Origin of the sequence: Streptomyces sp. PU-14G (assembly GCF_041028275.1) — a bacterium.
Lineage (GTDB): Bacteria > Actinomycetota > Actinomycetes > Streptomycetales > Streptomycetaceae > Streptomyces.
This window is the reverse complement of sequence record NZ_JASKYT010000005.1, coordinates 43,826-55,587: the sequence shown is the minus strand read 5'-3', so window position 1 is coordinate 55,587 and position 11,762 is coordinate 43,826. Positions and strand designations below refer to the sequence as shown.

At 70.7% G+C, this 11,762-nt stretch carries 12 protein-coding genes and 1 pseudogene; 5 read left to right on the top strand and 8 right to left on the bottom strand.

All coding sequences use genetic code 11. From position 1 onward, the window contains the following. A pseudogene (locus AB8Z75_RS01460) lies at positions 1-299 on the top strand (hypothetical protein); the annotation flags it as partial. A 98-nt stretch (positions 300-397) separates the two neighbouring features. Here the strand turns inward: AB8Z75_RS01460 and AB8Z75_RS01455 are convergent. Further along, on the bottom strand, positions 398-736 hold the full coding sequence (locus tag AB8Z75_RS01455; protein ID WP_369199468.1) for a hypothetical protein: 339 nt from the start codon (positions 734-736) through the stop codon (positions 398-400). A gap of 164 nt (positions 737-900) precedes the next feature. Here AB8Z75_RS01455 and AB8Z75_RS01450 point away from each other — a divergent pair, with 164 nt between their 5' ends. Then, positions 901-1,374 (top strand): NUDIX hydrolase, encoded by a 474-nt coding sequence (locus AB8Z75_RS01450; protein ID WP_369199467.1) that lies wholly within the window; start codon positions 901-903, stop codon positions 1,372-1,374. Positions 1,375-1,728: 354 nt separating this feature from the next. On the opposite strand, the gene AB8Z75_RS01445 is transcribed toward AB8Z75_RS01450, so the two are convergent. Continuing rightward, entirely contained in the window at positions 1,729-2,043 is a 315-nt protein-coding gene (locus AB8Z75_RS01445) for a hypothetical protein (RefSeq protein ID WP_369199466.1), read from the bottom strand. A 673-nt stretch (positions 2,044-2,716) separates the two neighbouring features. Between AB8Z75_RS01445 and AB8Z75_RS01440 the strand changes: the two genes are divergently transcribed. Both AB8Z75_RS01440 and AB8Z75_RS01435 read left to right on the top strand, forming a co-directional pair. Continuing rightward, positions 2,717-2,866, top strand: coding sequence for a hypothetical protein (locus AB8Z75_RS01440; RefSeq protein ID WP_369199465.1), 150 nt, complete (start codon positions 2,717-2,719; stop codon positions 2,864-2,866). 292 nt (positions 2,867-3,158) lie between these two features. Then, complete coding sequence (locus tag AB8Z75_RS01435) at positions 3,159-4,745, top strand: sensor histidine kinase (protein WP_369199464.1); 1,587 nt, start codon at positions 3,159-3,161, stop codon at positions 4,743-4,745. Between the two features lie 247 nt (positions 4,746-4,992). On the opposite strand, the gene AB8Z75_RS01430 is transcribed toward AB8Z75_RS01435, so the two are convergent. Together AB8Z75_RS01430 and AB8Z75_RS01425 are read right to left on the bottom strand one after the other, a co-directional pair. Beyond that, positions 4,993-5,796, bottom strand: coding sequence for an ABC transporter permease (locus AB8Z75_RS01430; RefSeq protein ID WP_369199474.1), 804 nt, complete (start codon positions 5,794-5,796; stop codon positions 4,993-4,995). Positions 5,797-5,801: 5 nt separating this feature from the next. Continuing rightward, positions 5,802-6,761 carry an ABC transporter ATP-binding protein gene (locus tag AB8Z75_RS01425; RefSeq protein WP_369199463.1) on the bottom strand — a complete coding sequence of 320 codons (960 nt, stop codon included), beginning with the start codon at positions 6,759-6,761 and terminating at the stop codon, positions 5,802-5,804. A 227-nt stretch (positions 6,762-6,988) separates the two neighbouring features. Here AB8Z75_RS01425 and AB8Z75_RS01420 point away from each other — a divergent pair, with 227 nt between their 5' ends. Next, on the top strand, positions 6,989-7,633 hold the full coding sequence (locus AB8Z75_RS01420) for a response regulator (protein ID WP_369199473.1): 645 nt from the start codon (positions 6,989-6,991) through the stop codon (positions 7,631-7,633). 290 nt (positions 7,634-7,923) lie between these two features. Here AB8Z75_RS01420 and AB8Z75_RS01415 read toward each other — a convergent pair whose 3' ends face one another. From AB8Z75_RS01415 to AB8Z75_RS01400, 4 genes are all read right to left on the bottom strand, one after another. After that, positions 7,924-8,739, bottom strand: a complete 816-nt coding sequence (locus tag AB8Z75_RS01415; RefSeq protein WP_369199462.1) for an SDR family NAD(P)-dependent oxidoreductase — start codon at positions 8,737-8,739, stop codon at positions 7,924-7,926. Continuing rightward, entirely contained in the window at positions 8,736-10,145 is a 1,410-nt protein-coding gene (locus AB8Z75_RS01410) for an MFS transporter (RefSeq protein ID WP_369199461.1), read from the bottom strand. Before AB8Z75_RS01410 ends, AB8Z75_RS01415 begins: the two co-directional genes overlap by 4 nt. A gap of 125 nt (positions 10,146-10,270) precedes the next feature. Beyond that, complete coding sequence (locus AB8Z75_RS01405; protein WP_369199460.1) at positions 10,271-10,867, bottom strand: TetR/AcrR family transcriptional regulator; 597 nt, start codon at positions 10,865-10,867, stop codon at positions 10,271-10,273. Positions 10,868-11,038: 171 nt separating this feature from the next. Continuing rightward, positions 11,039-11,515 (bottom strand): hypothetical protein, encoded by a 477-nt coding sequence (locus AB8Z75_RS01400; protein WP_369199459.1) that lies wholly within the window; start codon positions 11,513-11,515, stop codon positions 11,039-11,041. Between the last annotated feature and the right edge of the window lie 247 nt (positions 11,516-11,762).

The following is an 11,762-nucleotide window of genomic DNA, read 5'->3' as shown; positions in this document are numbered from 1 at the left end:
GCCCTGCCCGCCCTGCTCACCTCCGCCCGCCCCGGACACCTCCTCTTCAGCAGCGACTGGCCCTTCTCGCCCAGCGCCGCCCGGCAGTACTCCGCGAACTCCTCGACACCCATACCACCGCCGACACCGGCACACTCAAGGCCGTCAACCGCGCCGACGCCAGGGGCCTCTTCTCCCGCCTCGCCGCCACTCCCCCGCCGTCGGACCCGGGCCTGCCCGCTCCCGTACGGCTGCGACGCGCGGCCCGACGCCAGGCGGCACGGCACCTCTTCGAGCTCGTCCAGCCCGGCACCGGCTGAGACGGACCGTCATGTCCGTCACGGCCCCCTTCCCGCACGGGAGCGGCCCCCTCCTGCCCTCTCCTGCACCCTTCTCGCACCGTGGCGCGGCAGTGGCCCTACGCGGGGGCCTGCGACGACGGTGACAGCATCTGCGGGACCGTTTCGCGCCGGCGTCGGCGCATGTCGCCGCGCCATGTCAGGGGTTGCCCGCCCGCCCCCTGGGCGCCGACCAGCCATGAGGGGGCAGCATGCTCGGTGAGGCCCAGATCGCCCAGGATGTCCGCCGTGAAGAGGGTCTCGGTGTGACCGCAGGCCGGTGCCACCGACGGGGCCTGGCGGGTCATGCTCACCGTCCACGCCGACGGCGAGCCCAGCGCCCCGGACGTCCCGGTGCCGCGCATGCCGCTCACGCCGAACGGCCAACTCGACAAGGCGGCGCTCCCGGCGGCGCCCATGGTGGCTGACGGTGTGTCAAGGAGCGTCGCCCCGCTCGAGGGGCCACCGGTCCGCATGGGGCTTGCAGGGAATCCCCCACAAGTACCTCTGTTTTTCGGACCCCTCTCGGTCACGGTCGCGAGGACCGATTCCCTGTTTTGGGCGTTGCGTTAGGGTGACGGAGATGAGTTTCCGGCTGGCGGCGTACGCCGTTTGCGTGGAGGACGGACGCGTGCTGCTCGCCCGTCATGTGCCCCCGAAGGGTGAGACCAACTGGACCCTTCCGGGCGGAAGGGTCGAGCACGCGGAGGACCCGTTCGACGCGGTGATCAGGGAGGTCGCCGAGGAGACCGGCTGCGACGCGGTGGTCGAACGCCTGCTGGGCGTGGATTCGAGGATCATCCCCGCAGCCGAACGCAACATTCCCGGCGACCGCGAGCATCAGAACGTCGGCATCTTCTACCAGGTGCGCATCACCGGCGGCCGGCTCCGGCCCGAGCCGAGCGGCGAGGTCGCCGAGTCGGTCTGGACTCCGGTTGCCGATGTCGCCGGTCTGCGACGCTCCTCGCTGGTCGACGTCGGCCTCGCGCTGGCGCAGAACCTCCCCGCGACCGGCCATGTGGCCACCGTGCCGGTCGGCGGACTGATTCAGCACTGAGGGCGCTCGCAGCGCCGGGACCGCGGAGGCCAGGCCCGGAGCGGTGCGGCCGTGTGCCCCCTTCCGTGCCGGCCGGCCGAAGTGCCACCGGCCAGTCGCCACCCCTTTGGCGTACACCGCTTCGGGAGCCCGTACGTCGAGCACGGCGCCGTCAGCGCCGAGGACCACCTCTGTGGTCGGGGGGGGCGGCTGAGAAAGCCCTGCAGGCTCGCCGACAGGCCGTACGCACCCATGTTGTCGATCCGCAGTGCGTCCCCGGGGCGGGGAACGGGAAACGGAGATACGGGCCGCGCGGGCGAGGACATCGAGCGGTGTGCACAGCGGGCCCACCAGCGTCAGCTCGGCCCGACCGGTCTACCCGGCGGCACCGTCCGCCTCGGCCGACGGCTGGACCGCCTGGGTGAGGAGCCGCCCGGCGCCGGACATGCCGCCGAGCACGTTGACACCCGCGTCGAGGACTACGTAGGTGGTGCCCCGGCTGTGCTTGACGTCGAGCACCGTGGTCAGCAGCGAGCCGCAGTCGGCGGCGAGGTAGCGGCCCGGCTCGAAGGCGACGCCGGGCCGGCCCGCACGCCACCGGGGCACCGTCGCGTCGAGCCGTTCCTCCAGAACGGCACGCAGCCCGGTGTACGCCGGTCGCTCGCCGGGGGCTGCGAACGGAGCGGACAAGCCGCCGCCGAGGTCGATCAGCGAGGGGCGACCCCGGCGGTGCCGAACGTGCTCAGCGCCGTGCGCAGGACCGAGTCGAACTCCTCGCTGAGGGCCTGCTCGTCAGCGATGCCGATTTGGTGGTCGGCGAACACCTGGGAGAGGGCGGTCCGGTCCCGTACGTCGATGACGTACAGCTCCGGGGACCCCGGCGCGGGCTATTCCCGCCGCACGCTCCAACGCACGCTCGCGGTGAACTGTTGGACGGTCGTCGACCACCCCCACTTCGTATCCGTGCTGGAGGAGTTCGACACAGGGTATGGCTGTCGATAAAACCGGCACCGCCGGGCACGAGAACTTTGGTGGGCATCACAGCCGGATTCTCCATCCCCCGGTCCTCGCTTGGCTCTTGTTCAAGGGTGGATTGCATCTTCCCCCGAACCGGGGTGTCCCGGAGTGCCCGGACATCCCGTTGCCCCTCTTTCGGTCCATATCTGGAGCATGGCATTCCATTCCTTAGGGCTTTGGGGATATATCTTTCGTTAGGATTGCAGTGCACCGTACTCCGTGCCAGCCCACGCGACGATCCTTGTGATGCAAGGTTATCAAGTGAGCACTTGACGCCTGCATTTCGCTGACGCTTCACTGCTGCACTCGCCGGGTAATGCAAACCCCCGACCGATCAGGGAGTGACATGGCCGAGAACAACGAGGGCGATTCCGTCGAGTTCCTCAACGAGGTCGAGGTCGAGACCTCGGAGCCTGAGCACATGGCCACCGCGCACCACAGCGCCGAGAACGTCCGCGAATGGGCCGAGCCCACAAAGTCGGGAACCAAGGTCTGAAACGGAAAGCGGGTGGCAGTCAGGCCTACCTGGGTCGGATCTCCGCCCGGGTCTCGCACCGGTCGCGGTGCCTGCGACCGTGCGGCGGGCCGGGGTCTGCGGATCGGGCGACGTGCTCGCCGATCAACGGCGCCAGTGCGGTACGAAAGGTGTCAACGAGCTGTATCCGTGCTGGAAAGTCCCTCGTCACAGCGGTTTTCGGGCTGGCGTCCCGCCCGGGGCCTTTGGGTAGTCTCGGCGCGTGATATGGCGAACCGGCAAGGCCGGAACAGGCGGGAGTTCCCGGTTTCCGGTGCCTTCCGTCAGGGTGGGTCCGGCGTTCTGGGACACGGCACTGTGGCTGCTGCTCTCCGGCATCGGGCTCCTGTGGTTCCTGCACAACGACACCGCTTCCTCCCCGCTCCTGGACCTCGTGCTGCCCACGGCGGTCCTCGCGGGTGCGGTGCCGGGCAGCCGGGCAAGCCCCGGGGCCGCGGTGCTGGCGGCCAACGGCATGTGCGCGCTCGGCCTGGCGAACGAGACCACCCCGGCCACCCCCTCGCTGCTGACGCTCGCGGTGATGAGCTACCTCATGGGGTCGAGGGCGACGACGACGCGCACCTCGCTGCTCGTGTTCGGCGCCTCCATGGTGATCGATCTGGCGCTGTGCGCGGCGCTGGGGGTTCCGCTCGTCTGGTGGTTCTACGTGCTGACGATGGTTCCGCTGGCGCTGCTGCCGCCCTGGCTCGCCGGCCGCTACCGAAGGGCGCGGGCCGCACTGGTGCGCGGCGGCTGGGAGCGGGCGGTGAGCCTGGAGCAGCGGCAGCGCTTCGTGGCGGAACAGGCCAGACTGCGGGAGCGCACGCGGATCGCGGCCGACATGCACGACTCGCTCGGACACGAGCTGAGCCTGATAGCGCTGCGTGCGGGTGCCCTCGAGCTGGAACCCGCGCTGCCCGACCAGCACCGCGCTGACCTCACCGAGCTGCGCGCGGCAGTGTCGGGCGCGGTGGACAACCTGCGGGACACCATCGGGGTGCTGCGGGACGCCGAGCCGGTGTCCACGGCAACGGCCACCGAGCCGGTGGAGGACCTGGTGCGCCGGGCCGCCACCTCCGGCGTCGAGGTGACGCTGCACCAGGAGGGGACGGTGCCCGTGCTGGCCCCGCTGGTGGACCGGGCGGTGTACCGCGTGGTCCAGGAGTCGCTGACCAACGCCACCAAGCACGCTCCGGGCAGCTCGGTGCGGGTCGCCGTCCGGCACGCTATCGACACCAGCGAGGTACGGGTGACCAACTCGGCGCCGCGCGCCGGGGCGCGGCCGGAGGGGAAGCGGCCGGTGCCGGGCAACCGGGGCCTGGCGGGGCTGCGGGAGCGGGTCGCGGTGATCGGGGGGACGCTGCGTGCGGGCCCGCACCGGGGCGGGTTCGAGGTGGTGGCGACGGTACCGCACAGGGTGATGGCCGACCGGCCGCAGAGCGCGGAGGTGCCTTCGCCCAGGGCGGGCTCGGAGTCGACGCAGCAGCTCGCGGTGGCACGGCGCCGGGCCCGGCTGCGGTTCGCCGCCGCGTTCCTGGCGCCGGGCGCCCTCGTCCTCACCGTGCTCCCCGCGGCGGCCCTGCTCGCCTACCAGCTCAGCACATGTGTGCTGCGGCCCGCTGTCTACGAGTCGCTGCGCGTCGGCGAGAAGCGTGCCGTGGTCGAACAGCGCCTGCCGGAGCAGCAGTTCAAATACCCGTCGGACGAGATGCGGGCGGCGCCCGCACCGGCGGGAGCCTCCTGCGCGTTCTACCGCTCGAACGGCAATCTCCTGGACGAGGTGGACGTGTACCGGCTGTGCTACTCCGGTTCCCGGCTCATCGCCAAGGACGTGCTGTCGGGACGCCCGGAGGGTTCCTGAACCCTCTACTGAACCGCCTACTGGGGCGCACTGCCCCCGGACGGCCGGTCTTCGGACGGCCGGTCCTCGGACGGCAAGCCTCCGGACGGCCGGCCGGTGCCAGCCGTGAGCCGTTCGGCCGGCGACCGGCGACCGGCGACCGGCGACCGGCGACCGGCGACCGGCGACCGGCGACCGGCGACCGGCGACCGGCCGATGGTGGCGACGGCCGGAGACCGCAAGGGACCTGGCGGCACCGCTCGAAGGGTCAGGCGTCCCTCCGTCGCAGCACGGTCAGGCCGAGGAGGTGGGCTGCCGTCGCCCAGGCCACCACGAGCAGCAGGCCCACCATGGACGAGTAGGGGGTGGTGTCCCCGGCCATGAAGTGATGGCCCGCGCTCTGCGGCAGGCCGTCATTGATCTTCAGGAGGGTCTCGCTGCCCGGGCCCATGAGGAGGAACGGCAACCCCGCGAGCAGGAAGAACAGCGAGGAGAGGGTTCCGACGGCGGACCGGCAGGCGAAGGACAGGCCGACCGTGAGTACCGCCACGAGCGCCAGGTACACGCCCATCGACAGCAGCTGTACGAGCGCTTCCGACATCTCGAAGGTGGCGTACCCGTCGAAGGAGGGCCACGCCACGGCCATCCCCAGGGCGCCGAGCAGTATCCCGGCGACGAACGCGACCGCGCCGTTCACGAGTGCCTTGGCCGCCTGCACCCGGTGCCGTACCGGTACCCACTGGAGCGAGGTGCGGATACTGCCCGTGGCGTACTCGCTCGTCACCGTGGTCATCGCCAGAACGACCACGAGGAACTGCACGAGGACCATGGCGGTGACCGGCGCGTTGCCGACCGGCTGCACCGGCTCGTCGTTGATCTGCGCGATGGAGCCGAAGTAGAAGGCGAACACCGCCATCAGCACGACGCTCGCCACCAGACAGGCGTACGGCGTGCGGATGGTCCACAGCTTGCCCCACTCTGCGGCCACCGCACCGGGGAGGCCACCGCCCTTGTGCTCCCGTGCGGACCGCTCGGGGGTCCCGGCCCCCGCCGTACGCGTCACCGCCGACATCTCGCTCACACCTTCGCCTTCCGCACCGGGGGCTGCGCGCCGAACACCGCGCTCGCCGTGCTGTACTCCACGCTCTCCGCGGTCAGTTCCATGTACGCCTGCTCCAACGACGCGGTGACCGTGCTCAGCGTGTGCAGTCGCAGGCCCAACTCGTGGGCGAGGTCGCCGACCTCCTCCACGCTTCTGCCCGAGACCGCGATCTCGTCCTGACCGACCGTCTCCACCTCGACGTCCGCACCGGCAGTGAGCTTCTCGGTGAGGGCCCGCAGGCCCTCGGGCTGCGGACTGCGCAGCCGCACACCCGCCCGTGAGCTCTGGGCCAGCAGGTCCGCGATCCGCGCGTCCGCCAGCAGTCGGCCCCGGCCGATGACGACGAGTTGATCCGCCGTCAGCTGCATCTCGCTCATCAGATGGCTGGAGAGGAAGACGGTGCGGCCCTCGGCCGCCAGTGACCGCACCAGCTCTCGCACCCATCGCACCCCGTCCGGGTCCAGGCCGTTGACCGGCTCGTCGAAGATCAGCACCCCGGGGTCGCCGAGCAGGGCACCGGCGACGCCGAGCCGCTGGTACATGCCGAGCGAGAAGCCTCCGGCACGCTTGCGGGCCACCTTCGTCAGGCCCACCGTCTCCAGGACCTCGTCCACCCGTCGCGCCGGGATGCCGTTGGTCCGCGCCATCGAGAGCAGGTGGTGGCGTGCCGAGCGCGCCGGGTGCAGAGCCTTCGCCTCGAGCAGCGCGCCGACCTCCCGCACGGGGTGGCGCAGCGCCGAGTACGGCTTGCCGTGGATGAGCGCCTCGCCCTCGGTGGGGTTGTCGAGGCCGAGGATCATCCTCATCGTGGTCGACTTGCCCGCGCCGTTGGGGCCGAGAAAGCCGGTGACCTGGCCTTCCTTGATGTCCAGGGTCAAGCCGTCCACGGCGACGGTGTCGCCGTAGCGCTTGGTCAGTCCTCGCAGGGTGATCACGTTGGTCTTCCTCGTTCGTCGCCTCGGGCCTCCGCGTTCTGGTGACACCGTAGAAATCCGGCACCACCCGGCACATCGGTCGTTCGGCAGCGACCCTTCCTACTTTCGGCACCTCGCACCTCTGACTTGCGTCAGGGGTGCGAGTGACTTTCGTCAGGGGTGCGAGGCGAGTGCCGTCAGCATCCGCCGCCTCACAGGGGGTTTCGTATACTCCACCTGTGATCCAGGTGATGCTCGCGGACGACGAGGCCATGATCCGTGCCGGTGTTCGCGCGATCCTCGCGAAGGCCTCCGGCATCGAGGTGGTCGCCGAGGCATCCGACGGGCACGAGGCGGTGGCGGCGGTGCGCCGGCACCAGCCGGACGTGGCACTGCTGGACATCCAGATGCCCCGGCTGGGCGGCATCGCGGCGGCAGCGCGGATCCGCCGCGAGGCGAGCGGCACGGCCGTCATCATGCTCACCACGTTCGGTGAGGACGATTTCATCGCCGGTGCCCTCCAGGAAGGTGCCAGCGGCTTCCTGCTCAAGGCCGGTGATCCCAGGGAACTGATCGCTGGCGTGCACGCCGTGGCGGCGGGCGGCGCGTATCTCTCGCAGAAGGTGGCCGCACGTGTGGTCGCCGGGCTGCGCATGGGACACGCCGCGGGCACCTCGCGCTACCCCATCGAGCAGCTCACCGAGCGCGAGCGCGGGGTTCTGGCACTACTCGGCACGGGCCTGTCCAACGCCGAGATCGCCGCCCGGCTCCACCTGGTCGAGGGCACCGTGAAGGCACACGTCAGCACCGTCCTCAGCAAGCTTGGCGTACGTAACCGGGTGGAGGCGGCCATCGCCGCGCACGAGGCGGGACTCACCGGCCGTTCGACGTAGCCGGGCCTGCGCGGGGCCCCGGTGTGGGCGTGGCAGTGGACGTAGCGGTGGGTGTGACCGTGGACATTGCGGTGGGCGTGGCGGTCCGCGCCGGTTTCCCGCCGCACGCTTGTCACGTACTGGCGGGCCCGGAGCCGGCCGCCGGTGCCAGCCCGAGCCCGGCCGCGAGGCCGGCCGAAAGGCACAGCTCGCGCGAGGGCGTCGGTGTCCGACCGCTCCGTCGGCCGCTCGGGAGCGGGTGCCGTCGAGTCGCCCGGCGGCTCGCGCCTGAGGCTGAGCAAAGCCAGCCGTCAGGCCGCGGCTCCTCCGTCCATGACGAGGTCGGTGCCGACGCAGAAGGCGGCTTGCGGTGAGGCGAGGAAGAGCACCGCTGCGGCGACCTCGGTCACGGTCGCGACGCGTCCCGCGGGCAGTTGCTGTGCGTAGCGGGCGTCACGGTCGGCCCTGGACTCGGAGGGCAGGTAGGACATCGCGGTGTCGACGGGGCCAGGGCTGACGGCGTTGATGCGGATGCCCTCCTGGCAGTGGTCAAGCGCCGCAGCGCGGGTCAGCGCGCTGAGGGCCGCCTTGCCGGCGCCGTAGGCGGCGGTGCCGCGAAAGCGGGCGTGGGCGCCGATGGTCGAGGAGATGTTGACGATGGTTCCCCGCCCGAACCGGCGCATATGACGGATCTCGTGCCTCATCGAGAGCATCGTGCCGGTGAGGTTGACGTCGAGCAGTCTGGCCCACTCGTCCTCGTCCAGGTCGCTCACGGGGCCGCCGGCGGCGAGCGTTCCCGCGCAGTTGACGGCGATGTCCAGGCTGCCGAGTTCCTCGACGGTGCGGGCGACCAGCCCGGCCACCTGGTCGCTTCGGGTGATGTCGGTCCGGACGGCGAGGGCACGGCTGCCCCGTGAGGTGAGGGTTTCGACGGTACGGGCCAGCTTGTCGGCGGAGCGCCCCGCGACGACGACGGCGGCCCCCTCCCCTGCGAAAGCTTCCGCGACGGCCTGCCCGATGCCGGATCCGCCGCCGGTCACCAGGACGTTCTGCTGCGCGAACCGTGCTGATGTGATGCCTGTGGCAGGCGTGGTGGCGGACGTCGGGGCAGACATGGGACTGGTCATGGCGCGCTGGTCTCCTTGGTGAGGTTGACGTCTGCGGTACGGCGGGGCAGGTGGCACGCGGCCACGGCGGCGAGGACGAATGCTGCGGCGTCGAAGACCAGAACGTGGCTGAAGCCCGTAGCCCCGCCCGCTGCGGGAGCAAGTGCGCCGGCCCCCGTGATGCCGAGCGCTCCACCGACGTTGAGCGCGGTGGGCAGGAGCCCGGAGGCGGAACCGACCGCTTCGGGGGTGACGTTGGCCAGGACGACGGAGAAGCCGGCTGCGGTGAAGCAACCGAAGGCGAAACCGCCCGTCAGCAGCGGCACGGCCCCCGCGAACGGGTGGTGGGCGACATCGGCGACCCGTACGGCGGCGGCGAGCACGGCCATGCAGCAGGCCAGCACCGTTCCGCAGGCCACGAGCAGGCGGTGTCCGAGGCGTCGGCCCAGGATGTCGGCGGAGCGTGACCCGGCGATCGCGGCGACGGCGAACGGCGAGAAGGCCAACCCAGCGTGCAATGCGCTGTGCCCGGCGGCCTGTTGGTAGACCGAGAAGAAGTAGGAGAACGAGGCGATGCCGACGTAGAAGAGCAGGACGACGATCAGCCCGCTGACGGCGCTGCGGTCCCTCAGCAGGCTCGGATGCAACAGAGTCTCGCGCTGCGCGCGCCCCCGCGCCGCCTGTACCAGGGAGAAGAGGCCCAGCACCAGGAGTGCGCCGAGCAGACAGCACCACATCCAGGCCGGCCACCCCTGCTGGGCTCCGAGCGCGAGCGGAAGCACGAGCAGACCCAGGCCCAGGGTGATCAGTCCGGCTCCGGCGCAGTCGAGGGGGGTTGCACTGCCCCGCCCGGCGGGGAGCACCCGTGCGGCGGCCAGGACCGCGACGCCCACGGGCACGTTGACGAGGAAGATGAGCCGCCAGCCGAGTCCGGCCAGGTCGGCGGTGACGAGCAGCCCGCCGAGGAGGGGACCTGCGATCGAGGCCACGCCCATGGTGGCACCGTAGAGCCCGAACACCCGGGTCCGGGAGGCCCCGGCGTACGCGCACTGGATGGTGGAGAGGACCTGGGGGTTCATCAGCCCGCCGCCGATGCCCTGGGCCACGCGGGCCGCCACCAGCACGGATACGGAGGGGGCGGCGGCGCTCGCTGCGGACGCCACAGTGAACAGGACCATGCCGAGGACGAAGAGGCGGCGGTAGCCGTAGCGGTCGCCGAGCCGGGCCCCGCAGATGAGGGTGCAGGCGTAGGCGAGGACGTAGCCGGCCACGACCAGTTCGACGGCGCCGGGTCCCGCGTCGAGATCGTCGCGGATGGAGGGCACCGCGACGTGGACGATCGTCACGTCGAGCAGTTCCATGAAGGTGGCGAGCAGGACGACGGGGAGGAGGAGGGGGGAGGGTCTCGCAAGGGACGAGTCCGACATGATCACACCTTTTTCTTGACTGTTTAGTCAATAATTCGGGCAGGGTGACCCGAGCACCCGGACGGAAGTCGCCGAGGCGCGGGGTCGAGAGGAAGGAGCAGGGCGGGGCAGGGCCGAGGCGGACGCTAACGGAGGGCGGAGAGCGTGACGTCGACGACGTCACGCAACTCGGCCTCGGGTGTGCCCATACGGAGGGCCACTTGAAGGCCTCGGAGGGCGTTGGCGAGGTAACGGGCGAGGGCCCGCAGGCCGGCGCGCCCGTCAGCCCGCCGCTCCGGCAGCTCCCCGGCGGCCGAGGCCCGTTCGAGCGCGGCCAAAAGCGCGGACTCGATCCGTTCGGCGTTGCGATGCACGCGCAACGCGGCCTCGGGGTCGCGCATGGCCACCTCGACGGCCGCGTTCACAAGGAAGCAGCCGCAGCGCATTCCCTCGCGCTCGCGAGGGTCGATCACCGAACGCAACACGCTCTCGATGGCACCGACCCCCTCTCCCGGAGCTTCCAGGACGGCAATCATCTCCTCCCGCAGTCGCGCCTCGTACCGGTCGAGCGAGGCCAGGTAGAGCGCGCGCTTGTCGCCGAACGTGTCGTAGAGACTCTGGCGCTTGATGCCGATACCGGACACCAGGTCGTCGACGGACGTGGCCTCGTACCCACGCGTCCAGAAGATTTCCACGGCGCGGTCGAGCGCGGCGTCCGGGTCGAAGCTCTTGGGTCGGGCCATGGAGAACCGTACCCATATTTCGGACTGCTTAGTCAAGAACAAGTCCGCGGAGCACCCTCACCGTGCCGCCCCGTGTCGCCGGGTGCCGCCCCGTGCCGCAGCCCCTTCTGAAGCGGCTCTGAAGCGACTCTGAAGACCGTCCCGTAGAAGGTCTCCGCGGTTGGCAGTGCGCTACCCCATGACTGCGCGGGCCGCGTCCAGAAACGCCAGCCGGTTGTCCTCCAGGTAGTCCCGCACGCTCTCGCCGTCGGGCAACCCCTCCCACACCGTCCTGTTGAGATCGAGGAAGTACGCGCGTGCCGCGTCGTGCACGGGCAAGGGAAACTGGATACGGACGAGCCGCTCCGCGACCCACAGCCTGTTCATGACGTCCTGGGTATTGAGGAACCAGGCGTCGGTGTCCACCCACGCGGAAGGCCGGCTGAACGCGGAGCGTTCGGCCTCGGCCGCCACCTCGACGAACCGCTCCAACAGGGCCAGCCGTTCGGCACGCCGGGTCTCTGACAAGGCGATCTGCTGTCGCTGCTGTTCAGCGCGTTCCGCCGAGAGCTGGGTCCGGTGCTGGACGAGGTAGGACAACATGCCGCCGAGGACAACGCCGCCCAACGATATGAGTGACACCCAGACCTGACCTGACATGGCGGTCATCGTGCCATGCCGTCGACCCCCCGAGACGATCCAGCTGCGGCTGCTGCGATCACGGCCTCTGAACCGTCCTGACCGGCCCCGCTCACTGGGCTGCGCCCACGTCTGTCCGGCAAGCTGGCCACCGAGGTCCGGCGCGGGAGCCGGATCCGCACCGACATCACGCCGGAACGCCATATTGACTCCCTCATGGGCGAACCATAGCTTTTGTGCTCACGAAGTGGGCGCCATCGAAGGTGAGTGCACGATG